Source organism: Microbacterium fluvii (genome assembly GCF_025515205.1).
In the GTDB taxonomy this organism is placed as follows: domain Bacteria; phylum Actinomycetota; class Actinomycetes; order Actinomycetales; family Microbacteriaceae; genus Microbacterium; species Microbacterium fluvii.
Window position 1 is genome coordinate 175,238 of sequence record NZ_JAOPFX010000004.1, and the last position, 25,272, is coordinate 200,509.

Below are 25,272 nucleotides of genomic sequence, written 5' to 3' on the forward strand. Positions count from 1 at the left end.
GGGGTCACCCCCATCCTACGCGGACACCCCTCCCGACCATGTGGCACACATGGCGGGGTCCCGCGGGGTCGAGCCCCCTATGTGTGCCACATGGTCGAGGGGGAAGAGGCGGGGGTGTCCGTGATGCATTCGTGACCTAAGTCGTGGGAGCGCTCCCTTGACATCCATGGGAGCGCTCCCGTAGCGTCTGTGGCGATCGGTGAGAGCGCTCCCACAACCCGGTGGGGAAGCGACTCACACACTCATGCAGCACCAACCCACACCACAAAGGAGTGACACGTGAAATCACGCGCACTGCGGCGTACCGCCATCGTGATGGCCGCCGCATCCACGACCGCGCTCGTGCTCGCCGGCTGTTCCGGCAGCTCGAACGAGCCGGCTGCCACGGCGGACCCCGACGAGCCCGTCACCCTCACCGTCGCCACGTTCAACGACTTCGGCTACACCGACGAGCTCCTCCAGGAGTACATGGACGAGCACCCGAACGTGACGATCGTCCACAACAAGGCCGCGACCTCGAACGACGCCCGCGCCAACTACTTCCAGAAGCTCGGCAAGAGCGGCCTGGCCGACATCGAGGCCATCGAGGTCGACTGGCTGCCCGAGGTCATGCAGTACTCCGACCTGCTCGCTCCCGTCTCCGAAGACCTCAAGGGTCGCTGGCTGGACTGGAAGGAAGCGGCGGCGACGGATGCCGACGGCAACCTCATCGGGTACGGCACCGACATCGGCCCCGAGGCCATCTGCTACCGCTCCGACCTGTTCGAGGCGGCGGGCCTTCCCACCGACCCGGCCGAGGTCGCCACGCTGCTCGACGGCGACTGGGCGAACTTCTTCAAGGTCGGCGACGAGTTCGCCTCGGCCGACACCGGCGCCGCGTGGTTCGACAGCGCGGCCGGCATCTGGCAGGGCATGGTCAACCAGATCGAGGCCGCCTACGAGAACCCCGACTCGGGCGAGATCATCGCGGCCGACAACGCCGAGGTGAAGTCGGCCTACGACCAGCTCACCGCGGCGCTGCCGACGCAGTCGGCGCACCTCGAGCAGTGGTCGGAGGACTACGCCGCGGGCATGGCCAACGGCGCGTTCGCCACGATGCTCTGCCCCGGCTGGATGCTCGGCGTCATCTCGGGCAACGCGAAGGACGTCACCACGTGGAACATCGCGGACGTCTTCCCCAACGGCGGCGGCAACTGGGGCGGCTCGTACCTGACCGTCCCCGCCAACGGCGCCAACGTGGCCGCGGCCCAGGAGCTGGCCGACTGGCTGACCTCGCCCGAGACGCAGATCAAGGCGTTCGAGAACGCGGGAACCTTCCCGAGCCAGAACGACGCTCTGACCGACGACACGCTGCTGAGCTCGACCAACGAGTTCTTCAACAACGCCGAGGTGGGCACGATCTTCTCGGCCCGCGCCAACGCGGTCACGGTCTCGCCGTTCAAGGGTGAGTTCTACTTCCAGATCAACGACGCGATGAACCAGGCACTCCTGCGCGTCGACCAGGGAGCCCAGGACGCCTCGACCTCGTGGGACCAGTGGGTCTCTGAAGTCGGCGCCATCCAGTAACACCCTTCGGATGCCCCGGGTCCGCCCGGACCCGGGGCATCCTCACCCCCGCTGTGCCTGCCCCCTTGCCGCAGCATCGTCGACCCGAGAAGAGTGACGTCGTGACCGCGACAACCTCCCCTGCCCCCGCGCGCACCCGCTCCGGCGGCGACGCGCCGAACGGACCGGCCGCGCCACGGCGCATCGGCTTCGGTCATCGCCTGAGCCGGTGGGACCTGAAGTTCTCGCCCTACCTCTACATCTCGCCGTTCTTCCTGCTGTTCATCGTCGTCGGGCTCTTCCCGATCGCGTACACGGCGGTGATCTCGTTCATGGACTGGGACCTCGTGCGCAACTCGGGCGAGTTCGTCGGGTTCGACCAGTACATCTACATCCTCGGCCAGCGCCAGTTCTGGGTCGCCCTGCGCAACACGTTCAGCATCTTCCTGCTCTCGAGCCTCCCGCAGCTGATCGCCGCGATCTTCATCGCCGCGATGCTCGACCAGAACATCCGCGCCAAGACCTTCTGGCGCATGGGCGTGCTCGTCCCCTACGTCATGGCCCCCGTCGCGGTCGCCCTCATCTTCGGCAACATGTTCGGCGACCAGTACGGCATCGTCAACACGACGCTGCAGAACTGGGGCCTGACCCCCATTCCCTGGCACTCCAACGTGGTGGCCAGCCACCTCGCGATCGCCACCATGGTCAACTTCCGCTGGACCGGCTACAACACCCTGATCCTGCTCGCCGCGATGCAGGCCATCCCGCACGACTACTACGAGGCGGCCACCGTCGACGGGGCCGGCAAGGTGCGGCAGTTCTTTGCCATCACCGTGCCGAGCCTGCGGCCCACCCTCATCTTCGTCATCATCACCTCGACGATCGGCGGCCTCCAGATCTTCGACGAGCCGCGCATGTACGACACCAACGGCCTCGGCGGTTCGAACAAGCAGTGGCTGACGATCACGCTGTATCTGTATGACATCGGCTGGAACCAGTGGAACTTCGGCCGTGCCGCGGCACTCGCGTGGATCCTGTTCCTGATCATCCTGGTGATCGGCGTCATCAACCTGTTCGTCACCCGCGGGCTCGTCAGAGACGAGGGCTCGCGCGGTCAGCTCACCCGATCGCAGCGCAGAGCCGCGGCGCGCGCGGCACGCAAGGCGGTTTCGGAGCAGAGCGCCGCCGTCGCCGACAAGGAGGCTCAGCGATGACCACGAGCATGACGCCCGTTCCGGTGCACGTCGAAGACCCCGAGATCCCCCGGCGCCGCTGGCGGCGCACCCGATCGCACGCCGTCAAGGGCTCGCGCCCCGGCTGGTTCGTCTACGGGTGCCTGGCGATCGTGCTGATCGCCTCGGTCTTCCCCTACTACTGGTCGTTCCTGATCGGCTCGGGCGATGCCTATACGCTGCGCGACCCGAACATGTCGTGGCTTCCGGGGGGCAACTTCCTCGACAACGCCGCGAAGGTCGTGAACGACCCCGCGGTCAACTTCTGGCTGGCCCTGTGGAACTCCATCTGGAGTTCGGCGGTCATCGCGATGTCGGTCGTGTTCTTCTCGACGCTCGCCGGCTGGGCCTTCGCGAAGCTGCGCTTCAAGGGCAGGGGCTGGCTGCTCGTGTTCGTCATCGCCACGATGGCGGTGCCGACCCAGCTCGGCGTCGTGCCGCTGTACCTGCTGTTCGCCGACCTCGGCTGGACCGGACAGGTCGGCGCGATCATCGTGCCGAGCCTCGTGACGGCGTTCGGCGTGTTCTGGATGACCCAGTACCTGCAGCAGGCCGTTCCCGACGAGCTCATCGAGGCGGCCAGGGTCGACGGTGCGAGCTCGTTCCGCACCTTCCTCACCGTGGGGCTGCCTGCGGCCCGACCCGCCGCGGCGATGCTGGCCCTGTTCACCTTCGTGACCGCGTGGAACAACTTCTTCTGGCCGTTCATCGTGCTGGACCGCCAGAACCCGACACTGCCGGTGGCGCTGTCGCTGCTGCAGTCGAACTACTTCGTCGACTACTCCATCGTGCTGGCAGGCGTGATCCTGGCCACGATTCCGCTCCTGCTGCTGTTCGTGTTCGCGGGCAAGCAGCTGGTCAGTGGCATCATGGCTGGGGCGGTGAAGGGGTGATGAGACCGATGCTGAGAGAGGACTCCGAGCACATGGGAGCCGAGACCCGATCCTTCCCCGAGGATTTCCTGTTCGGCGCGGCGACCGCCGCGTTCCAGATCGAGGGCGCTGCCTTCGAAGGCGGTCGCCGCGCGTCGATCTGGGACGCGTTCTGCCGCGTGCCCGGGGCCGTCATCAACGGCGACAACGGCGATGTCGCCTGCGATCACTACCACCGCTACCCCGACGACGTCGCACTCATGAAGCGCATGGGACTGCAGACCTACCGCTTCTCGACCTCGTGGTCGCGCGTGCGCCCCGACGGCGGCGCCCTCAACCCTGAGGGTCTCGACTTCTACAAGCGCCTCGTCGACGAGCTGCTCGACGCCGACATCCTGCCGTGGCTGACGCTCTACCACTGGGATCTCCCCCAGGCGCTGCAGGAGAAGGGCGGCTGGACCGTCCGCGAGACGAGCGACCGCTTCACCGAATACGCGCTCGACATGCACGACGCCCTCGGCGACCGCGTGAACGTGTGGACGACGCTGAACGAGCCGTGGTGCTCGTCGTTCCTCAGCTACACCGCCGGCATCCACGCCCCCGGCCACTACAGCGTGCAGGAGGGCGTGCTCGCCGCGCACCACCTGCTGCTCGGCCACGGCCAGGTGGTGCGCGAGCTGCGGCAGCGCGACGCCGACCTCAAGCTCGGCATCACGCTGAACCTGACCGTGGCGGATGCTGTCGACCCGGCCGACCCGGCCGACGCCGACGCCGCGCGCCGCATCGACGGGCAGTTCAACCGCTGGTTCCTCGACCCGGTCTTCCGCGGCTCGTACCCCGGCGATGTCATCGACGACATCCGCGCGGTGGATGCGGCGGCCATCGACGCGCTCGAGGCGGCGAACCGGCCAGGAGACCTCGAGGTGATCTCTACCCCCATCGACACGTTCGGGGTCAACTACTACCACGGCGAGTACGTCGGAGGTCGGCCGCCGGCCGAGCCCGTGACCGGCGGTGACGCGCCGACGCCGCGACGCGCAGCATCCCCGTTCCCCTCGCACGAGGCGATCTACTGGCACGACCGAGGACTCCCGCGCACCAACATGCACTGGGAGGTGCAGCCCGAGGGCCTCACCCGCCTGCTGCAGCGCGTCAGCGACGAGTACGCTGGGCCCGCCGGCGTGCCGATCTATGTCACCGAGAACGGCGCCGCCTACGACGATGTCGTGGAGGGCGAGGGTGCCGACGCGACCGTGCCCGACGTCGAGCGCACCGAGTTCCTCCGGGTGCATCTGGGGGCGATCCTCGACGCGCAGCAGGCCGGCGTCGACGTGCGCGGGTACTTCTACTGGTCGCTGCTCGACAACTTCGAGTGGGCGTGGGGCTACGAGAAGCGATTCGGTATCGTTCGGGTGGACTACCCGACGCAGGAGCGCCTCGTGAAAGACAGCGGCAACGAGTACGCGCGCATCATCGCGGCGCGCGCCCTCGACGCGACGGCATCCTGAACGGCACGGCGGAGGCAGCATGACGATCGAGTCGACGCCCGCACCCGCCACGATCGAAGAGGTCGCGGCGGCGGCGGGAGTGTCGCGGTCGACGGTGTCGCGCGTGGTGAACGGCTCGACGTCGGTGAGTCCCGCGGCGCTGGATGCCGTGCGCTCCGCCATCGAGCGGCTCAACTACGTGCCCAACCGCGCGGCGCGGTCGCTGGCGAGCAGGCAGACCCACGCCATCGCGCTGGTGGTTCCCGAAGACACCACCCGGTTCTTCGGCGATCCGTTCTTCGCGGCGATCGTGTCGGGCATCAACGCGCGCATCAGCCGGTCGGACTATGTGCTCAACCTCTTCATCGCGAGCGACGACGCCGGTGACAAGACCACCAGCTATGTGCGCAGCGGTGCCGTCGACGGAGCGATCGTCGTGTCGCACCACACGAGCGACACGTTCATCGAGCGCATCGCGGCGGCGGTGCCGGTGGTCTACGGCGGTCGCCCCGTGCGCGAGCGCGAACGCGACCACTACGTCGACGTCGACAACCTCGCCGGCGGCCGCGCCGCCACGCAGTACCTGATCGACCGAGGGCACCGCCGCATCGCGACGATCACGGGCCCGCGCACCATGCCGGCCGGCGTCGACCGCCTCGAGGGCTACCACGAGGCGCTCGCCGCGGCGGGGCTCCCCGAGGGCGCCGTCGAAGACGGTGGGTTCACCGCAGACGGCGGTGCCGCCGCGATGCGGCGCATCCTCGCGGCAGGCGACCGCCCCGATGCGATCTTCGTCGCGAGCGATCTCATGGCCCGCGGCGCGCTCTCGGTGCTGGCGGCAGCGGGCCTGCGGGTGCCGGAAGACGTGGCGATCATCGGCTTCGACGACTCGCCGGTGGCCACGAGCGTCTTCCCGTCGCTCACCACGATGCGCCAGCCCTCGTTCGCGCAGGGGGAGCGCATGGCCGACATGCTGCTCGAGCTTCTCGCCGGCCGCGACGCCGAGCGCATCACGATCCTCGAGACCGAACTGGTCGTGCGCGACTCGGCCTGAGCGCCGCGACACGCGCCACCGCTCCTCGCTTCGGGCGAGGAGGTCTCGCGAAGAGAGGGCGATTGCGCAGCATCCGCTCCTCGCCTCGCGAGATGTCCTCGCGTGGGGCGAGGGCGGGCGGATGCGGCGACCCCGGCGACACGAAGGGCCCGGCTCGAGTGAGTCGGGCCCTTCGGGTGAGTTCAGTCCTGCGGGTCGCCGCCTAGCTGGCCCACCGCGGGGATGGGGCCGCCGTCGTCGGCGCCGGTGCGGCGCCAGCGGGCGACGGCGTTGCCGCCGTGGTAGATCACGAGGGCGGCGACCGTGCCGAGCACGATGGCGCCGAACTGCAGCTGCCCCCAGCCCATGCTGAACTGGGCGATCGCGATGACGAACGAGACCGCGACCGTGTACTGGTTGACCGGGCGCGAGAAGTCGACCCGGTTGTCGACCCAGATCTTGATGCCGATGACGCCGATGAGGCCGTACAGCGCCGTCGTCACGCCACCGAGGACTCCGGGCGGGATCGTGTTGAAGACTTCGCCGACCTTGGGCGAGAAGGCAAGGAGCGCCGCGACGGTGCCGGCCACCCAATAGGCGGCGGTCGAATAGACGCGGGTCGCGGCCATCACGCCGATGTTCTCGCCGTAGGTCGTGGTGCCCGAACCGCCGAAGCCGCCGGCGAGGGTCGTGGCGACACCGTCGGCGATGAGGGCGCGGCCCGTGCTCTTGTTGATCGACGGATCGTCGGTCATGGTGGCGACGCCGCGCACGTGGCCGACGTTCTCGGCGATGAGCACGAGCACGACCGGCAGGAACATGGGCACGAGCGCCCATGCGCCGGGGTCGGCGATGCCGACCAGGTGGAACTCCGGCAGGCCGATCCAGGGAGCCTTGGCCACCTCGGTGAAGTCGACCTGGTTGGTGACGATCGCGACGATGTAGCCGACGATCACGCCGAGGAAGATCGAGATGCGGCCGAGGAACCCGCGGAAGAGCACCGCGAACAGCACGACCGCGACGAGGGTGATGGTGGCGAGCTCCGGCTGCTTCTGGAAGTTGCCCCAGGCAGCCGGGGCCAGGTTGAAGCCGATCAGCGCGACGATCGCGCCGGCGACGACGGGCGGCATGAGCTTCTCGATCCAGCCCGTTCCTGCCCACTGCACCACGAAGCCGACGGCGGCCAGCAGCACGCCGGCGACCAGCACACCCAGCAGCGCCTGCGTGATCTGGGCGCCGGACTCGAGCGGGTTGCCGCCGTTGAGCGCGGTGATCGGCGCGATGAACGCGAACGACGAGCCGAGGTAGCTGGGCAGGCGGTTCTGCGTGATGAGCAGGAACAGCAGTGTTCCGACACCCGAGAACAGCAGCGTCGTCGACACCGGGAAGCCGGTGAGGATCGGCACCAGGAAGGTCGCACCGAACATGGCGACCACGTGCTGGGCACCGATGGCGATCGTGCCGGGCCAGCTCAGGCGCTCGTTCGGCTTGACGACGGCGCCGGGTTCGACGCGGCGGCCGTCTCCGTGCAGGGTCCAGATGGGCATGGGGGTACTCCTCAGGTGGGGCGGGAGGCCTGACGGCCAACAGACAAGATTACCTGGGAGGATGCTGGGTGCCCGGGCGCTACGCTGACGACACTCGCTCGGAGGGAGGCCGGATGGCCACGTCGGAGTCACGCGCCCTGGCGGTCAGCCTCGTCGCGACCGCCGTGCTCGGCGGCGGCGCGGTGGTGTGGGGCGTCGCGGCCGGTGCACGGGTGATCCTCTTCGACGGTGTGTACATGCTCGCCGGCATCGTCTTGATCGCGGTGTCGATGATGGCCGCGAGGGCGGCCGGATCGAGCCCATCGGCCCAGTATCCCTTCGGGCGCCATGCCGCCACCCCGCTGGCGGTCGCACTCCAGGGTGCCGCGCTGCTGGGCACGCTCCTCTACGGCGCCGCCGATGCCGTGGTGGTGATCTTCGCGGGCGGATCCGATGCCGCAGCCGGTTCGGTGCTCGCCTACGGCGTCGTGTCGGCGGTTGCTTCGCTGGCGGTGCTCGTGGTGCTGCGACCGGCGGCGCGGGTGTCTTCGCTGGCCAACGCAGAAGCCGTGTCGTGGCGCGCGGGCATGCTGCTCAGTGCGGTCATCGCGATCGGGGGCGCTGCGGCGCTGCTGGTGTCGGCGGGCCCGTGGGCCGCGGCGGCCGACTATGTCGACCCTGTGCTGGTGCTCATCGCGTGCGCCCTGATCGCTCCGATGGCGATCTCTCTGGTGCGCGACGGTGTGCGCGAACTGCTCGAGGCCGCGCCGCCGGCCGACATCCGTGACCGCATCGACCTCGCCGTCGCCGAGGGTGTCGCCGCCAGCGGCGTCGTCGGAGCGGAGCGCACACTGCCTCCGGCGATCGTCCGCGCCACCAAGCTCGGTCAGCGTCTGTACGTCGAGGTCGATTTCGTCGTCGATCGCGGTGTCTGGAGCGTCGACGACGAAGACGCGATCAGACACGGGATCACCGAGCGGCTCGAAGGGCTCGATCTGCTGATCTGGGCGACCGTGGAGCTGACGACCGATCCGGGTCTGGCAGCGGCCGAGTGAGTCTCAGGCGGTGAGGGTGCCGAGCAGCTCGCGGTACCGCGCCGCCGTGCGTTCGGCGATCTCTGCGGGAAGCTCGGGGGGAGTGCCCTGCTTGTCCCAGTGCGCCGACAGCCAGTTCCGCACGATCTGCTTGTCGTAGCTCGCCATGCGCTCGGCCGGCGTCGTGCCGGTGCGCCAGGCCTCGGCATCCCAATACCGCGACGAGTCGCTCGTGAGCACTTCGTCGGCCAGGGTCAGCACGCCCTCGCCGTCGAAGCCGAACTCGAACTTGGTGTCGGCGAGGATGAGCCCCTTGGCTTCGGCGGTCGCGGCGGCGCGCGTGTAGATCTCCAGCGACAGGTCGCGCAGCTGCACGGCGGTGTCTTCGCCGACGATCTCGACGGCCTGATCGAACGAGATGTTCTCATCGTGCTCGCCGAGGGGCGCCTTGTAGGCGGGGGTGAAGATCGGCTCGGGCAGGCGGTCGCCGTTGCCCAGGCCCTCCGGCAGCGCGATGCCGCAAACCGTGCCGCTCGCGGTGTACTCCGCCCAGCCCGAACCGGTCAGGTAGCCGCGCACGACGCACTCGATGGGCTGCATGTCGAGGCGCTGCACGAGCATCGCGCGGCCGGCGACAGCATCCGGGATCTCGCCTTCGACCAGATGATTCGGGATGCTGCGTCCGCCGTCGGCGCCGGAAAGCCGGTCGAACCACCAGAGGCTCAGGGCCGTCAGCAGCGCGCCCTTGTCGGGGATGCCGGGGCTGAGCACGTGGTCGAACGCCGAGACGCGGTCGCTGGCGACCACGAGCAGCGGGGCGTCGGATCCCTCGGGTTCGTAGAGGTCGCGCACCTTGCCGGAGTAGACATGGCGCCAGCCGGGCAGTTCGATCGCGGAGGTCACCGACCCATCTTCGCACCCGGGGCTGCGGCCGAGGATTTCGTCTCGCGTTCACCGTGTGTTCGATCCGCGCTGACAGGGTGCTGAGCATCCCCGCCTCCGATGAAGGATCCCATGGCCCCGCACTCGCGCTCGTCGTGTCGCCCGCTCGCCCTCCTGCTCGCTCTGGCTCTCGGCACCTCGCTGGCAGCCCCTGCCGTCGTCGCGGCGTCGGCCACCGCCGCCTCCGGCGGCATCGTCGTCAACGAGGTCGACACCGCCACCGACTGGGTCGAGCTGACCAACACGTCGGCAGTGCCGATCGACGTCGGCGGCTATGTGCTGAAGGACAACGACGACGCTCACGCGTTCGCGGTGCCCACGGGCACGGTCGTGGCCCCGGGCGGATTCGTCGCGGTCGATGTCGACGTGACCGGAGGCTTCGGGCTCGGCAAGGCCGACAGCATCCGTGTCTTCACGACGGATGCGGCGACGCTCGTCGACGAGTACTCGTGGACGGCGCACCCGGCGCCGACGACCTATGGCCGCTGCCCCGACGGCACGGGCGCGTTCGCCCTGACGGCGGCCGCGACCAAGGGTGGGGCGAACCAGTGCGCGGCGACGCCGACGCCCACCCCGACGGTGAGCCCCTCGCCGACCCCCACGACCACCGCCGCGCCGATCACCGGCGTCGTCATCAACGAGGTCGAATCCAACGGCGACGACACCGACTGGGTGGAGCTGTTCAACACCACAGGCGCCGACATCGACCTGTCGGGCGCGCGCTTCCGTGACAACGACGCGACCCGCACGCCGTATGCGCTGCCGACGGGAAGCATCGTGCCCGCGCACGGCTTCTTCGTGATCGACCAGCAGACGGCGACGCAGTCGGGCTTCGACTTCGGTCTGGGAAACCCCGACGCGGCGAACCTCTTCGCCGCCGACGGCACGACGGTCATCGCGTCGTACGGGTGGTCCGATCACGCCGCCGTCACCTACGGCCGATGCCCCGACGGCACGGGCGACCTGCGCGTGACGACCGCGTCGACCAAGGGCGCGGCCAACGACTGCTCGCTGCCGGTGCGCATCAACGAGGTCGAGTCCAGCGGCGGCACGCCGGGGGACTGGATCGAGCTCGTCAACACCGGCACCACCGCGGTCGACCTCACGGGTCTCGTCGTGACCGACAGCGATGCGACGCATCGCTACGAGATCCCCGCCGGCACGACGCTCGCCCCCGCTGCCTTCGCGGTGCTGCACGAAGCGGAGTTCGGCTTCGGACTGGGCAGCGCCGACAGCGTGCGGGTGCTCTCGGGCGAGAGCGTCGTCGACGAGTACTCGTGGACCGCGCACGCCGCGGTCACCTACGGCCGCTGCCCCGACGGCACCGGCGCGTTCGCCGTGACGTCGCAGTCGACGCCGGGGGCGGCGAACCTCTGCGACGGCGTGCTGGCCGCGCAGCCGTGGCCGGGCGGCAGCACCGTCGAGACCCTCGACAGCGAGACGCAGTTCGCGGGTGACCTCAGCGGTGTCGACGCCGACGGCGACGAGCTGTGGGCCGTCGACAACGGCGCCGGGGTGCTGCACCGACTGCACCTCGACGGCACGCCGGTGAGCGGTTGGACGGGCGGCAAGACCCTGCGCTACACCGACGACGCGGGAGCCGTCGACGCGGAGGGCGTGACCGTGACGGATGCCGGCGCCGCCGGCGGCGTGTACGTCTCGAGCGAGCGCAACAACGCCGCATCCTCGATCAGCCGCCCCGCCGTGCTTCGGTACGACGTGTCGGGCACGGGGACCGAGCTCACCGCGACGGCAGAGTGGAACCTCGCCCCCGACTTTCCCGGCCTCGGTGCGAACCAGGGGCTGGAGGGCATCACCTGGATCCCCGACGCATGGCTCGTCGCGGCCGGCTTCGTCGACCAGCGCACGAACACCGCTTACGACCCTTCGGGCCTGCCCGGCCACGGCGGCGGGCTGTTCTTCGTGGGCGTGGAGGGCACCGCATCCGTGTACGCCTACGCGCTGAGCGCCGACGGCACCTTCGCCCGCATCGCCTCGATCGCCACCGATTTCGCCCTCGTCGCCGATGTGCAGTTCGACGCAGAGCGCTCGGTGCTGTGGGTCGCGTGCGACGAAGCGTGCGACGGCCGCATCGCGACGTACGACGTGGATGCCGCGGGCACCTTCGCCGCGACGGCGCTGTATGCGCGCCCCTCCGGCATGGGCAACATCGCCAACGAGGGCTTCGCGATCGCGCCGCAGGCGCAGTGCGTCGACGGCCGCAAGGCGACGTACTATGCCGACGACGCCGACACCGACGGGTTCTCGCTGCGCCGCGGATCGATCGACTGCACCGTGCCGGCCGAGCAGCCAGGCGACGGCGGGTCCGACGGCGGGTCGGATGGTGGTTCCGACGGCGGGTCGGACGGCGGTTCCGGCTCGGGCGGCGGAAGCGACGGCGGCTCGGACGCGGGGACCGGCGGCGAGGGCACCGGGCTGCCCGGCACCGGCGACGACCCGCAGCCGGTCGACGAGAGCCTGCTTTCGGACGCGGACCGCGGCGGCCTGACGGGCCCGGCGGCGGCGCACCCGGGGGAGCGGATCGAGTTCGACCTCGGATCGACGTGGGCGGGTCGCACGCTGCGGGTGTGGATGCACTCCGAGCCGCAGCTGCTGGCGACCCTCACCGCCGACGCCGACGGCCGCTTCGCCGTGACGATCCCCGCCGATGCGCCCGCCGGCGAGCACCGCATCGTCGTGACCGACCTCGAGGGGAACCTGGTGGGCTGGACCGACCTGACCGTGACGGCTCAGGAGCTCGCGGCGACAGGCTCGTCGCAGAGCCTGGTCGGTGTCGTCGCCCTCGGCGGGGGAATGCTGCTGCTCGGCGCACTGGCGGTGATGGCGCGGCGCCGCATCCGCTCCGCCTGACGGGCACGCGCCACAACCGATCTCCGATCGCGTGTATAGTCCACATGGACTAATCGCGTACGGAGTAATCATGAAGGATGCCGTCGGCCGGCTGACCCCGTTGGGGCTCATGCTGCTTGCGCTGCTGCGCGAAGACGACATGCACCCCTACGAGATGATGCGGCTGATGCGCCAGCGGCACGACGACCGGCTCGTGACCATCACGAACGGCACCGTCTACCACACGGTCGCGCGGCTGCTCAGGCAGGGAATGCTCGCCGAGGTCGGCGTCGACCGGCACGGCAACCGTCCAGAGCGCACCACCTACACGCTCACCGACGCCGGCCGCGAGGCGGTGCCGGAGTGGGTGCGCCGCGAGCTGCCGGTCATCGACCGCCCCGCCGAGTTCCGCGTCGCGCTCGCCGAAGCGCACAACATCGCCCGCGACGAGGTCGTGGCGCTCCTGATGGAGCGCCGCGCGGCGCTCGCCGCGAGCGACAGTTACCACCGCTCGGGGCGCGAGAAGGCGCTCGAGAAGGCGGTGCCCGAGCAGTACCTCCTCGAGATCGAGCGCGAGCACGTGCTCGCGGAGGCAGAGCTCCACTGGCTCGACGGGCTCATCGCCCGGCTCGAGCGCCACGACTTCGAGTGGGGGCCGACCACCGGCCCGCACTCCGACCGCTATCTGGCTCAGAGAGAGGCCGCACGGCAATGACCGACCCTTCGACACCCTCAGGGACCGCCACGCGGGCAGCAGCATCCGCCCCCGCAGAGACCCCCGAGCGCAACCCGTGGCCGGCCCTGTGGGCCCTGGTCATCGGGTTCTTCATGATCCTCGTCGACACGACGATCGTCTCGGTGGCCAACCCCGCCATCAAGGCGGCGCTCGACCCCGACACCAACAACCTCGACAACGTCGTGTGGGTCACCAGCGCCTACCTGCTGGCCTACGCCGTGCCGCTGCTGATCACGGGGCGCCTGGGCGACCGCTTCGGCCCCAAGCGCGTCTACCTCGTCGGCCTCGCCGTCTTCACCCTCGCCTCGCTCGGCTGCGGACTGTCGGGCACGCTCGAGATGCTCATCGTGTTCCGCGCCGTGCAGGGCCTGGGCGCCTCGATGATGACGCCGCAGACGATGGCCGTCATCACGCGCACCTTCCCCGCCAACCGCCGCGGCGCGGCGATGGGCCTGTGGGGGGCGACCTCGGGCGTCGCGATGCTCGTCGGTCCGCTCGCCGGAGGCCTGCTCGTCGACGCCTTCGGGTGGGAGTGGATCTTCTTCATCAACCTCCCCGTCGGCGTCATCGGCTTCGTCCTCGCCTGGATGCTGGTGCCCCACCTCGAGACGCACGAGCACCGCTTCGACCTCTTCGGCGTCGCCCTGAGCGCCGCGGGCCTGTTCCTCATCGTCTTCGGACTGCAGGAGGGCGAGCACTACGACTGGGCGGCGTGGGTGTGGGGAATGATCGCGGCCGGCGTCGCGGTGATGGGCCTGTTCATCTGGCAGCAGTTCCGCACCAAGAGCGAGCCGCTGGTGCCGATGGACCTCTTCCGCGACCGCAACTTCTCGGTGTCGAACATCGCGATCACCACGGTCGGATTCATGGCGGCGAGCATGTCGCTGCCGCTGATGTTCTTCACGCAGCTCGCCCGCGGGCTCACCCCGACCGAGTCGGCGCTGCTGATGATCCCGATGGCGGTGGCCGCCGGCATCCTCTCCCCCCTCGCCGGGCGCCTCCTCGACCGCACGGATCCGCGGGTGCTGCTGGTGCCCGGCATGCTGCTGGTCGCGATCGCGCTGGTCTGGTACGCGATGATCATGAACGCCGACACCCCCATCTGGGTGTTCCTGCTGCCCTCCGCCCTCATGGGCATCGGCCAGTCGGGCATGTGGGGGCCGCTCGCCACGACGGCGACCCGCAACCTGCAGCCGCGGCAGGCCGGGGCCGGCTCGGGTATCTACAACACGACCCGCACGATCGGCTCGGTGCTCGGCTCTGCCGCGATCGCGTCGTTCATGCAGAGCCGGCTCGAGGCGAACCTCGGCGGCGGAGCATCGACGGGCGACTTCAGCGGCGGCCAGCTGCCCGACTTCGTCGTCGACGGCTTCTCGACCGCGATGGCGCAGGCGACCCTGCTGCCGGCGGCGGTCGTGCTCATCGGCGTCGTCGCGGTGCTGTTCCTGCAGCGACCGGCCTCGACGCGGGTGGGCTGGTCGGCGGAGGCCGCCTCGGCGCACTGACCGGGCCTGCACCTTTACCTTGCAGGGCGGATGCTTCCCGCCCGCGCCGCGCGCGGCTTGACTTCTCGGAGCACCGAGAAGGAAGGCCGCCGCATGCGCATCGACAAGATCGCCCCCGAGGAGATGTCCCCCCGTCAGCAGGAGGTGTTCGAGCGCATCGCGGGCTCCCGCGGCAAGCTCGGAGCACCGTTCCAGGTGTGGCTGCGCAGCCCCGAGCTGTGCGACCGCGTCGAGAAGCTCGGCTCGTACCTGCGGTGGGACTCGAGCCTGCCGCTGCGGCTGCGCGAGCTCTCGCTGCTGATCGCGGCGCGGCGGTTCGATGCGCAGTACTCCTGGAACGCGCACGTCGATGTGGCGCTGGCCGAGGGCATCCCTCAGGCGGCGATCGACGCGCTCTCGCGCAACGAGACGCCGGTGTTCGACCGCGTCGAAGACCAGGTGTTCTACGACTACTGCGACCGGCTGCTGGCCGACCACTTCGTGCCGCAGGAGCTGTTCGACCGCATGATCGAGCACTTCGGCCCTGAGGGCATCGTCGACACTGTCGCGTCGCTCGGCAACTTCACGATGCTCGGGATGCTGCTGAACTCGTTCGAGGTCGACCTGCAGGCCGACCGCGAACCGCCCTACCCCGACATCCGCGGGTACGCCCGGGTCGTCCCCGCCTGACCCCCGACCCGTTTACGGTCACGACGCGCCGTGTGCCGGCGCGGGTCGCACGGCGCGTCGTGACCGTAACCGCAGGGGACCGTCAGTCGGGGTCGGACGGGTCGATCGGGGCGTGGTGGTCGAAGGCCACGACGCCGTGGCGCCAGTAGCCGCTGACCACGGCCTGCGCGGCCGGCAGCCCGAGGCCCCGGCGGAGGTGCCGCCGCACGCCGACGAGGGCGGATGCCTCACCAGCGGCCCACACGAACGTGCCCTCGCCGATGGGGCCGAGCGCTTCGAGCGATGCCAGCCAGTCGGATGCGGAGGCCACGACGTGCACGCGCACCTCGATGCCGTCGAGCGCGCCGTTCTCGACCCCCAGGTAGGGTGCGACCCACGTGCCGTCGCCGGGGACGGCGGCGATGACGTCGACTTCGGTGCCGGCCGGCACATCGCGGATCCACCGCGACACCGAGGGCAGCGAGGTCTCGTCGCACAGGAGGAGCAGCGCGTCGGCGTCCTGCGGCGCGCGCTTGGAGCCGCGCGGGCCCACGACGACGATCTCGTCGCCGGGCTGTGCGCGCTCGGCCCACCCCGAGGCGGGGCCGGGGTCGGGGTGCACGAAGAAGTCGAGGTCGAGCTCGACCCCGCCGTCCACGGCGCGGGGAAGCGGCGTGAAGTCTCGGGCGATCGATGCGCGGTCTGGGCGCACGATGCCGTCTTCGCCCGGCCCGACGGCGGTCGGCGCGACGAGCTCGCCGGTGGCGGGGTCCGGCAGGAACAGTCGCACGTGGTCGGCCGGTCCGATGCTCGTGAAGTCCGCGAAGTCGGGCCCCGCGACCGTCACCCGCACGAGCGACGGCGCCACGCGCTCGGTGCGCAGCACCGTGGCGGGCCGGGCCGTGAAGCGGTTGCGGCCGCCCTCGCGGGCGAAGCGCCCGGCATCCGATTCGGCGCGCTCGCGGGCGCGGACGGGAATCTCATCGCTCATGCATCCAGCCAACCACAGCCCGTGCATGCGGGGCCTGTGAGCGTTGCACGATCGGTTCACATAATCGTGCGCCCGTACGGCTGGATCAGCTCTGGCGCCCGGGTTAGCTTCGATTCGCTGGCACAGAGCCAGGCGGGCCAGGGCGGCGACGTCGCCGCGCCGCACCGCCCCCGAGACCGTAAGGAAGCACCTTGTTCATCGTCGATTCGCAGATCCACCTCTGGAAGGAAGAGACGCCGGACCGCCCCTGGGTCCCCGGCGCTCGTGAGCGCATCCGTCTCAACGGCCACCGCGAGGAGGCCTTCCTCGCCGAAGAGGCCATCGGGCTCATGGACGAGGCCGGCGTCAACCGCGCCCTCATCCTGCCCCCCTCGTGGGAGGGCGACCGCATCGACTACGCCCTCGAGGCCGCCGAGGCCAACCCCGGCCGCTTCGGCATCATGGGCCGCATTCCGCAGAACGACCAGGAGGAGGGCGAGCGGCTGCTGCACGAGTACGCCGAGAACCCGCACATCCTGGGCACGCGCCTGACCTTCCACCGTCCGCAGGACCGCAACTGGATGATCGACGGCACCAACGACTGGTACTGGCCGATCGCCGAGAAGCTCGGCATCCCCACGATGGTGCACGCCCCCATCTGGAAGCGCGAGCTCGGCCAGATCGCCGAGAAGCACCCCGACCTCAAGCTCATCATCGACCACATGGGCATCATGGCCCGCTGCGTCGACGACGCCATCGGCTACTGGGTGCAGGAGACGGCCGACCTGCACGTCTACCCGAACATCTCGGTCAAGGTCTCGGCCATCCCCGGTTACTCGACGGCGCCGTTCCCGAACCTCAACATCGAGAAGTATGTGCGCGAGGTCGTCGACAAGATGGGTCCGGAGCGTGCGCACTGGGGCACCGACATCACGCGTCTGCTCGGTCACGGCCTGACCTGGACGGATACCATCGAGCAGTTCACCAAGTACTTCAGCTTCTCGGCCGAGGAGCTCGAGTGGATCATGGGCAAGGGCATCTGCAAGGTGCTCGACTGGGACATCCCCGAGACCGCCGCCGTCGGCGCCGGGGCGCAGACCCAGAACGCCTGACATGCCGGAAGAGACGATGACGACACAGGGGTATGACGGCGGCGAGCTGCTGATAGACGCATTCGAGGATCTCGGAGTCGACGTCGTCTTCTCTTCACCGGGGTCGGAGTGGGCCCCCGCCTGGGAGGCGCTCGCGCGCCGCCAGGCGGAGGGCGTGCCCTCGCCCCGCTACATCGACCTGATGCACGAGACCGTGGCCGTGGGCATGGCCACCGGCTACGGTCTCGTGACCAGGCGCGTGCAGGCCGTGCTGCTGCACGCGGCCCCCGGACTCCTGCAGGGGTCGATGGCCGTGCACGGCGCGCTGCTGGCGGGCGTCGGCATGGTCGTGACCTCGAGCGAATCGCTCACCTACGGCGACGGCCCTGGACAGGATCCTGGCGGCCAGTGGTACCGCAACCTCTCGATCGTGGGCGGCACGCACCACGTCGCGCAGCCGTGGACCAAGTGGTCGCAGCAGGCGGCGTCGGTCTCGACGCTGTACGAACTGGTCAAGCGCGCGGGCGAGCTCGCCGGCCGCCAGCCCACGGGCCCCGTCTATCTCAACGTGCCGCTCGAGGTGCTCCTCGACGACGCCGAGCAGCCCGTGCGCAAGCAGGTCGTCGCCCGCGGGCGTCGCGCCAGCGTGGCTGAGGACGTGGATGCTGTCGCCGAGCTGCTCGCGAAGGCGCAGCATCCGATCATCATCACCGAGACCGCCGGCCGCGAGGAGGGCGGGTTCGAGGCCCTGCGCGCGTTCGCCGAGGATCTCGGGATCGGCGTGATCGAGCCGACCAGCGCCGTGTGCGCGAACCTGCCGAAGTCGTCGCCGGTGCACCTGGGCGGAGAGCTCGAGCCCTACGTCGACGAGGCCGACCTCATCCTGCTGATCAACTGCCGCGCGCCGTACTATCCGCCCAGCCGCAAGCCGGCGAAGGCCGTCACCGTCGTCATCGACGAGGTGCCGCAGCGGCCGCACATCGTCTACCAGGTGCTCAACGCCGACCACTACCTCGAGGGCGCGCTCCCCGAGACGCTCGACCAGCTGCGTGCGGCCACGCTCGCCCGCGGCGGAGACTTCGCGGCGCGGGCCTCGGGCTGGCGCGAGGGCCACGAGGCGTGGGCCGCGCAGACCGCCTCGACCGAGCAGAAGGCGCTCGCCGCCCCGGGCATCGATCCGGTGGCGCTCGCCGTCAAGCTCCGAGAGGTCGTCGTCGCCGAGCAGGCCACGGTCGTCGACGAGACGATCACCCACGGACGGCTCGTGCAGCGGCACATCGGCTGGGAGCGCCCCGACTCGTTCTTCTACGTGCAGGGCGGGCTCGGCCAGGGCATCGCGGTGGCGCTCGGGGTCAAGCTCGCGGTGCGCGACGGCTTCGTGCTGTTCACCGTGGGTGACGGCGCCTTCCTCTACAACCCGATCGTGCAGTCGCTGCTCGCGGCCAAAGACCTCGATCTGCCGGTGCTCATCGTCATCTTCAACAACAAGAAGTACCTGTCGATGAAGATGAACCACCTGCGCTTCTACCCGCAGGGCGCCGCCGTGCAGCACGACAACCACCTGGGCGTCGACCTGTCGAGCCAGCCGGCCCTGAGCGCCTTCGCCGCCCCGTTCGACATGTACGCCGCCGAGGTCGACGACCCCGCCGAGCTCGACCGCGTGCTCGCCGAGGCCGTCGCCGCCGTCAAGGCCGGCACCACCGCGGTGCTCAACGTCGCCGTCACCCGCTAGCCGCCCGGCTGCGAAAGGAACCACCATGCCCGTCACCGTTGCCCCCGCGCCCTTCGAGCGCTTCATCCGCGACATCTTCGTCGCCGTCGGCGTCAGCGAAGCGGATGCCGCCGCCGCCGCCCCCTCGTTCGTCTGGGCGTCGCTGCGCGGCGTCGATTCGCACGGCGTCACCCGCGTGCCTCGGTACGTCGAGATGTTCGCGAACGGGGTCGCCAACCCCACCCCGCACATCACCGTCGACGACACGCGCCCCGGCGTCGCCGTCGTCGACGCCGATTTCGCCCCAGGCCCCGTGGCCCTCACCCGCGCCGTCGGCATCGCGGTCGACAAGGCGCGCACGCAGGGCGTGGCCGTCGTCTCGGTGCGCAACACCGTGCACACCGGCGCGATCGGCTATTACGCGTCGCTGATCGCCGATCAGGGCCTGGTGGGCATCGGCATCGCCGCGGGCTCGCCGATGATGTCGTACGAAGGGTCGGTCGGCGCCTCGGTCGCCACGAGCCCGCTCGCGATCGCCGTTCCCGCGTCGACGGATCACCCCCCGGTCCTTCTCGACATGGCCAGCTCGCTCATCGCGATGGGCAAGATCGCCGAGTACAGGCGCAAAGGACTGCCGCTGCCGGAGGGCGCGGCGACCACCGCCGACGGCACGCCCACGACCGACCCCGAGCTGGCCAAGGTGCCCACGCCCCTGGGCGGTCCGAAGGGCTCCGGACTCTCGCTCATGTTCGAGCTGCTCACCTCGGTGCTCGTGACCGCGCCGATCCTCACGCCGTACCACGCGGGGCAGAAGAAGCACCGCCAGAACGCGACCCTCATCGTCATCGACCCGGCCGCCTTCGGCGACGTCGCCCAGTTCGCCGCGAACGTCGATGCGACCGTCGAGACGATCCACGACCTGCCGAAGGCCGAGGGCGTCGATCAGCTCTACGTGCCTGGCGAGCGCAGCGCCGCGACGGCTGCCCGCCGAGCGGATGCCGGCATCCCCGTCGGCGACAAGCTCTGGACCGAGCTGGTCGAGGTCGCCGGCACCCTCGGCGTGACCGTTCCGGAGGTGTGATCGATGGCCACGATCATCAAGTTCGACGAGATCGAGGTGCTCGACCGCGGCGGCGCCGTCAAGACCTGGCCGCTCATCACGGGGGAGACCTCTGGGGGCACGAACGACCTCGCGACCGGCATCTCGATCTATCCCGTCGGCTCGGGCGCCCCTCTGCATTCGCACAACTGCGATGAGCAGGTGCTGATCCTCGAGGGCGAGGGCTTCGTCGAGGTGCACGAGGCGGACGGCGTCATCCGCGAGCAGCTGAAGAAGGACGACACCGCCTACGTCAAGCGCGACGTCTTCCACCGCTATCAGAACACCGGCGACGTTCCCATGCGCATCCTGTGGATCTACCCCACCGGCTATGTCACGCGCACCTTCGCCGACACCGGCAAGACCGTCGAGCACCTGACCGCAGAAGACGCCATGGGCGGCCGTTAAGCGGCCGACCGCGTCGCGTGCTCCTGCGTGCTCCCGGACTGATGATCCTGCGTCATCAATCCGGGAGGCGGCGGGAACGCGTCAGATCACCTCGTGGGCGAGGGCGCTCGGGGTGCCGAAGCGGTGGGCCGTGATGCTCACGGCCTGTTCGCGCAGGAAGGGCAGCAGCTCGAGGCGCCCGGCGCGCGTGACCGCACCGTCGAAGACGGCGAGGTCGGGGCGCCCGCCGGCCGCGTGCGCGAAGTCCGACGCGTCGCCGCCGATCAGCCGCACACGAGGGCGGGGCAGCGCGCCCAGCCGGCGATAGGCCACGCCGTCGTCTTCGACCACGACGGTCGCACCGGCGAGGGCCGCGGCGACGGATGCCGGCAGCGCCGCGGCGACCGACAGCTGAACGGTCGCACCGGCCCGCAGGGCCGCGGCGACGACCCGCACCGTCTCGGCGAGCGACGCGCCGTCGGCGGCGCGGATCCATGTGTCGGCGGGCAGGTAGCGGAAGACGTTGCGCTCGACGACGAGCCCCGAGCGGTCGGTGACCGTACCGAACTCGTCGGCCCAGGCGGCGGCGTCCGCGGCGATCGCGAGGTCGAGCCACGAGCGCTCGGTCGCAGAGACCTCGGCGGAGGCTGCGGCGATCAGTGCGGCGGCGTCCGCGTGCGGCTGCACGCGCGGCGCCGACCCGGCCCCGGTGCTGTCGGTCCAGCGCCCGAGGCCCAGCAGGTAGTTGGGTCCGCCCGCCTTGAATCCCGCGCCCACGACCGACTTCTTCCAGCCGCCGAAGGGCTGGCGCTGCACGATAGCGCCGGTGATGCCGCGGTTGACGTAGAGGTTGCCCGCCTCGACACCCGCCAGCCACGTGCGGATCTCGTCGGCGTCGAGCGAGTGCAGGCCCGACGTGAGCCCGTAGTCGATCTCGTTCTGGATCGCGATCGCCTCCTCCAGCGAGCGTGCCGTCATGATGCCCAGGATCGGGCCGAAGTACTCCGTGAGGTGGTACTCCGAGCCGCGGCGCACGCCGTCGCGCACGCCCGGCGACCACAGGGCGTCGCTGCCGGGGAGCGCCGCGGGCTTCACGAGCCAGGTCTCCCCCTCGCCGAGCGTCGTCAGGCCCGACAGCAGCTTGCCGGTGGGTGCGGCGATGATCGGGCCCATCTGCGACTCGGGGTCGGTGGGAAGGGCCACGTGCAGCGACCGCACCGCGTCGACCAGCTGCGCGCGGAACCGGCGCGAGGCGGCGACCGAGCCGACGAGGATCACGAGGGATGCCGCCGAGCACTTCTGCCCCGCGTGTCCGAATGCCGAGTTCACGACGTCTTTGACGGCCAGGTCGAGGTCGGCGCTGGGGGTGACGATGATGGCGTTCTTGCCGCTCGTCTCGCCCGACAGCGGCAGATCGGGGCGGAACGAGCGGAACAGCTCCGCCGTCTCGTAGCCGCCGGTGAGGATCACGTGGTCGACGACCGGTGAGGCGATGAGGTGCTCGCCCAGCGCAGGGTCGTCGAGCTGAACGAGCTGCAGCACGTCGCGCGGCACGCCCGCCTCCCACAGCGCTTCGACCATGACGGCGCCGCAGCGGCGCGTCGCCCGGGCGGGCTTGATGACCACCGACGACCCGGTCGCGAGCGCCGCGAGGGTGGAGCCGGCGGGGATCGCGACGGGGAAGTTCCACGGCGGGGTCACGACCGTGACGTCGTGCGGGTGGAACCGCGCGCCGTCGATGCCGGGCAGCTCCCGAGCCCGCTCGGCGTAGAAGTGCGCGAAGTCGATCGCCTCGCTGACCTCGGGGTCGGACTGGTCGAGGGTCTTGCCGGCTTCTGCGGCCATCACCTCGAGCAGCTCGGCCCGGCGGGCTTCGAGCACGTCGCCGGCGCGGTGCAGCACGGCGGCACGTCCGGCGGCGCCGAGCGCCTGCCACGCCTGTGCCGCGATCGACGCGGTGCGCAGAACGCCGTCGACGCTCGCAGCATCCGCCCGTCGCGATGCCTCGATGGTGGCGATGCCGGCCTCGGAGGCAGGGACACGGGAGAGGATGCCGGAGCCCCACGCCCTGTTCGCGGCGATCGCCGGATCGGTGTCGGGGGTGTTCGCGAAGCCCTCACCGGAGTGCGCGGGGGCGGGAAGAGTGCGGTCCTGCACGCGGTGCGGCCCGGGGACGACGGGGTCGAGGGCGGCCAGCGAGGCCTGGAACCGGCCGATCTCGCGCTGCAGCATGACGGGGTCGGAGTCGAGCTCGAACACGGCCGACATGAAGTTCTCGCTCGACGCGCCCTCTTCGAGGCGGCGGATGAGGTAGGCGATCGCGACGTCGAACTCCTGCGGACGCACGACCGGCGTGTAGAGGAGGAGTCCGCCGACGTCGCGCCGCACGACCTCGGCCAGGCTCTCGGCCATGCCCAGCAGCATCTCGTACTCGACGCCTGCCGTGACTCCTCGGTGCTGTGCGAGCAGCCACGAGTGGGCGACATCGAAGAGGTTGTGGCCGGCGATGCCGATGCGCACGTTGCCGATGCGCTCGGGGCGCAGGGCGTAGTCGAGCACGCGCTTGTAGTTGGTGTCGCTGTCCTGCTTGGTGTGCCACGTGGCCAGCGGCCAGCCGTGGATCTCGGCGTCGACCTGCTCCATCGAGAGGTTCGCGCCCTTGACCAGGCGCACCTTGATGGCGGCGCCGCCGCGCGCCCGGCGGGTGGCCGACCACTCCTGCAGCGCGATCATCGCGCCGAGCGCGTCGGGAAGATAGGCCTGCAGCACGATGCCGGCCTCGAGACCGGTGAACTCGTCCTCGTCGAGCAGGCGCGTGAACACGGCCGTCGTGAGGTCGAGGTCGCGGTACTCCTCCATGTCGAGATTGATGAACTTGGGGGTCGGTGCCGTCGCAGCCAGGCGGAAGAGCGGGCGCAGCCGCGCCACGATCATCTCGACGGCCTCGTCGAACGCCCACGCCGAGTGCGGGCCGATGACCGACGACACCTTGATCGACACGTAGTCGACGTCGTCGCGCTGCAGAAGCCGCATCGTGCCCTCCAGGCGCCGCTGGGCCTCCTGCTGACCGAGCACCGCTTCGCCGAGCAGATTCACGTTCAGTCGAACGCCGTCGCGCCGCAGCGTCGAGATCGCCCTGCCCAGCTGCGCGTCGCGCGCGTCGACGATGAGGTGGCCGACCATGCGGCGCAGCACGGCGCGGGCGATCGGCACCACGACGCCCGGGGCGATCGGCGCGGCGACGCCACCGACACGCACGGCTGCGCGAAGGTACCAGGGCAGGAAGCCCGGCACGAGCGGGGCGACCTCGCGCAGCGCATGTGCGGCGACGCGGGTGTCCTCAGGCCGCACGACCCCGTCGACGAAGCCCATCGTGAAGGCGAGACCGTTCGGGTCGCGCAGCACGCCGGCCAGGCGCTCGGCCGATGCGCTGGCGGGAATGCCTCGAGCCTCGACGAGCCAGCGGCGCACGAGGGCGATGGCCTCGTCGGCGAGGTCGGGGGTGGGCGCGGTGTCGGTGGCGGCGGTCATGCTCACGGATGCTCCAGGTACTCGAGGGTCGGGAAACAGTGTGCGACCCGGGCTGCCATGAAGAAAAGCAACGGTGTGCGACGTATTCTCGTAAGGAACACTTCATGATTCGGAGCGGCGGATGCTGGATCTCAAGAAGCTGCGCCTGTTGCGCGAGCTGCAGCTGCGCGGCACGATCGCCGCGGTCGCGGAGGCGGTCGCCTACAGCCCGTCGGCGGTCTCGCAGCAGCTGGCGCAGCTCGAGCGCGACGCGGGCGTCGAGCTGCTGCGCAAGTCGGGCCGCAACGTGCGACTCACCCCGGCCGCGGAGCGACTGGCCGAGCGGGCGGGCGAGCTGCTGCAGGTGATGGAGCGCGCCGAGGCCGAGCTGCACCGTGGCGACACCCTGACCGGCACGGTGCGCGCCGCGGTGTTCCAGTCGGCGATGCTCGCCCTGCTGCCGGCGGCGCTGGAGCGGCTGCGCGAGATCGCGCCAGGGGTGCGGGTGGAGGTCGTGCAGCGCGAGCCCGAGACGGCGCTGCGCGAGACGTGGATGCGGGAGTTCGACATCGTCGTGGCCGAGCAGTATCCCGCCCACGCCGCCCCGCATCACGAGGGGCTCGACCGGCAGGCGCTGACCACCGATGCGATCCGCCTCGCCCTGCCCCCGACGGGGCACGACGCGGTGCGGTCGGTGCGCGACGCGCGCGCCCTGCCGTGGGTCATGGAGCCCAGGGGCGCGGCCTCTCGGCACTACGCCGAGCAGCAGTGCCGCGCGGCCGGCTTCGACCCCGACATCCGCTTCGAGACGGCCGATCTGCAGGCGCACATGCGCCTGGTCGAGACCGGCAACGCCGTCGCGCTGCTGCCCGACCTCATCTGGGCGGGGGCGGCGCCGACCTGCCGCGTCGTCGAACTCGACGGCTCGCCGGCGCGCACCGTGTTCACGGCGGTCCGGCATGCCGCGGGCACCTTCCCCGCCGTGGCGGCGTTCCGCCGCGTGCTCGAACAGGCCGCGGCCGAGCTCAGCGCCGGGTGAGGGGGCGTGGTTCGCGGGGTGCACGCTAAACCTTCCGATCGCCCACTCCTGCCCG

General features: G+C 70.5%; 19 protein-coding genes. 15 read left to right on the forward strand and 4 right to left on the reverse strand.

Annotation, left to right across the window (positions count from 1 at the left end; translation table 11 throughout):
• Positions 1–279 precede the first annotated feature (279 nt).
• The 5 genes from OAW74_RS14630 (at position 280) to OAW74_RS14650 (ending at position 6,190) form a co-directional block, all read left to right on the forward strand.
• Positions 280–1,566, forward strand: coding sequence for an ABC transporter substrate-binding protein (locus tag OAW74_RS14630; protein ID WP_262875131.1), 1,287 nt, complete (start codon positions 280–282; stop codon positions 1,564–1,566).
• A 101-nt stretch (positions 1,567–1,667) separates the two neighbouring features.
• Positions 1,668–2,759 carry a carbohydrate ABC transporter permease gene (locus tag OAW74_RS14635; RefSeq protein ID WP_378734120.1) on the forward strand — a complete coding sequence of 364 codons (1,092 nt, stop codon included), beginning with the start codon at positions 1,668–1,670 and terminating at the stop codon, positions 2,757–2,759.
• On the forward strand, positions 2,756–3,670 hold the full coding sequence (locus OAW74_RS14640) for a carbohydrate ABC transporter permease (RefSeq protein WP_262875132.1): 915 nt from the start codon (positions 2,756–2,758) through the stop codon (positions 3,668–3,670). The genes OAW74_RS14635 and OAW74_RS14640 overlap by 4 nt, the downstream gene beginning before the upstream one ends.
• Positions 3,671–3,678: 8 nt before the next feature.
• Positions 3,679–5,157: a GH1 family beta-glucosidase gene (locus tag OAW74_RS14645; RefSeq protein ID WP_262875133.1), complete on the forward strand. Its 1,479-nt coding sequence runs from the start codon at positions 3,679–3,681 to the stop codon at positions 5,155–5,157.
• 19 nt (positions 5,158–5,176) lie between these two features.
• Positions 5,177–6,190 (forward strand): LacI family DNA-binding transcriptional regulator, encoded by a 1,014-nt coding sequence (locus OAW74_RS14650; protein ID WP_262875134.1) that lies wholly within the window; start codon positions 5,177–5,179, stop codon positions 6,188–6,190.
• Between the two features lie 182 nt (positions 6,191–6,372).
• Here the strand turns inward: OAW74_RS14650 and OAW74_RS14655 are convergent, their stop codons facing one another.
• Positions 6,373–7,716, reverse strand: coding sequence for a uracil-xanthine permease family protein (locus tag OAW74_RS14655; RefSeq protein WP_262875135.1), 1,344 nt, complete (start codon positions 7,714–7,716; stop codon positions 6,373–6,375).
• A gap of 113 nt (positions 7,717–7,829) precedes the next feature.
• On the opposite strand from OAW74_RS14655, the gene OAW74_RS14660 reads away from it, so the two are divergent.
• Complete coding sequence (locus OAW74_RS14660) at positions 7,830–8,750, forward strand: cation transporter (protein WP_262875136.1); 921 nt, start codon at positions 7,830–7,832, stop codon at positions 8,748–8,750.
• A gap of 3 nt (positions 8,751–8,753) precedes the next feature.
• On the opposite strand, the gene OAW74_RS14665 is transcribed toward OAW74_RS14660, so the two are convergent.
• Positions 8,754–9,632 carry a phosphoribosylaminoimidazolesuccinocarboxamide synthase gene (locus OAW74_RS14665; RefSeq protein WP_262875137.1) on the reverse strand — a complete coding sequence of 293 codons (879 nt, stop codon included), beginning with the start codon at positions 9,630–9,632 and terminating at the stop codon, positions 8,754–8,756.
• Positions 9,633–9,743: 111 nt separating this feature from the next.
• On the opposite strand from OAW74_RS14665, the gene OAW74_RS14670 reads away from it, so the two are divergent.
• The 4 genes from OAW74_RS14670 to OAW74_RS14685 all read left to right on the forward strand — a co-directional run bounded on the left by OAW74_RS14670 (position 9,744) and on the right by OAW74_RS14685 (position 15,431).
• Positions 9,744–12,542, forward strand: a complete 2,799-nt coding sequence (locus OAW74_RS14670) for a lamin tail domain-containing protein (RefSeq protein WP_262875138.1) — start codon at positions 9,744–9,746, stop codon at positions 12,540–12,542.
• A gap of 70 nt (positions 12,543–12,612) precedes the next feature.
• Positions 12,613–13,236 carry a PadR family transcriptional regulator gene (locus tag OAW74_RS14675; RefSeq protein WP_262875139.1) on the forward strand — a complete coding sequence of 208 codons (624 nt, stop codon included), beginning with the start codon at positions 12,613–12,615 and terminating at the stop codon, positions 13,234–13,236.
• Positions 13,233–14,762, forward strand: a complete 1,530-nt coding sequence (locus tag OAW74_RS14680; RefSeq protein ID WP_262875140.1) for a DHA2 family efflux MFS transporter permease subunit — start codon at positions 13,233–13,235, stop codon at positions 14,760–14,762. Before OAW74_RS14675 ends, OAW74_RS14680 begins: the two co-directional genes overlap by 4 nt.
• 93 nt (positions 14,763–14,855) lie before the next feature.
• The gene (locus OAW74_RS14685) at positions 14,856–15,431 is read left to right on the forward strand and encodes a carboxymuconolactone decarboxylase family protein (RefSeq protein ID WP_262875141.1); all 576 of its coding nucleotides are present in this window, start codon (positions 14,856–14,858) and stop codon (positions 15,429–15,431) included.
• Between the two features lie 82 nt (positions 15,432–15,513).
• On the opposite strand, the gene OAW74_RS14690 is transcribed toward OAW74_RS14685, so the two are convergent.
• Complete coding sequence (locus OAW74_RS14690; protein WP_262875142.1) at positions 15,514–16,401, reverse strand: siderophore-interacting protein; 888 nt, start codon at positions 16,399–16,401, stop codon at positions 15,514–15,516.
• A gap of 191 nt (positions 16,402–16,592) precedes the next feature.
• On the opposite strand from OAW74_RS14690, the gene OAW74_RS14695 reads away from it, so the two are divergent.
• From OAW74_RS14695 to OAW74_RS14710, 4 genes are read left to right on the forward strand one after another with little or no spacing between them, the layout of a single operon-like run.
• Entirely contained in the window at positions 16,593–17,492 is a 900-nt protein-coding gene (locus tag OAW74_RS14695) for an amidohydrolase family protein (protein WP_262875143.1), read from the forward strand.
• A 1-nt stretch (position 17,493) separates the two neighbouring features.
• Positions 17,494–19,203 (forward strand): thiamine pyrophosphate-binding protein, encoded by a 1,710-nt coding sequence (locus OAW74_RS14700; RefSeq protein WP_262875144.1) that lies wholly within the window; start codon positions 17,494–17,496, stop codon positions 19,201–19,203.
• A 25-nt stretch (positions 19,204–19,228) separates the two neighbouring features.
• The gene (locus OAW74_RS14705; RefSeq protein ID WP_262875145.1) at positions 19,229–20,263 is read left to right on the forward strand and encodes an Ldh family oxidoreductase; all 1,035 of its coding nucleotides are present in this window, start codon (positions 19,229–19,231) and stop codon (positions 20,261–20,263) included.
• A 3-nt stretch (positions 20,264–20,266) separates the two neighbouring features.
• Positions 20,267–20,689 carry a cupin domain-containing protein gene (locus OAW74_RS14710; protein ID WP_262875146.1) on the forward strand — a complete coding sequence of 141 codons (423 nt, stop codon included), beginning with the start codon at positions 20,267–20,269 and terminating at the stop codon, positions 20,687–20,689.
• Between the two features lie 81 nt (positions 20,690–20,770).
• Here the strand turns inward: OAW74_RS14710 and OAW74_RS14715 are convergent, their stop codons facing one another.
• On the reverse strand, positions 20,771–24,199 hold the full coding sequence (locus tag OAW74_RS14715) for a bifunctional proline dehydrogenase/L-glutamate gamma-semialdehyde dehydrogenase (RefSeq protein WP_262875147.1): 3,429 nt from the start codon (positions 24,197–24,199) through the stop codon (positions 20,771–20,773).
• Positions 24,200–24,320: 121 nt separating this feature from the next.
• On the opposite strand from OAW74_RS14715, the gene OAW74_RS14720 reads away from it, so the two are divergent.
• Positions 24,321–25,217 carry a LysR family transcriptional regulator gene (locus OAW74_RS14720; RefSeq protein WP_262875148.1) on the forward strand — a complete coding sequence of 299 codons (897 nt, stop codon included), beginning with the start codon at positions 24,321–24,323 and terminating at the stop codon, positions 25,215–25,217.
• Positions 25,218–25,272: the final 55 nt, after the last annotated feature.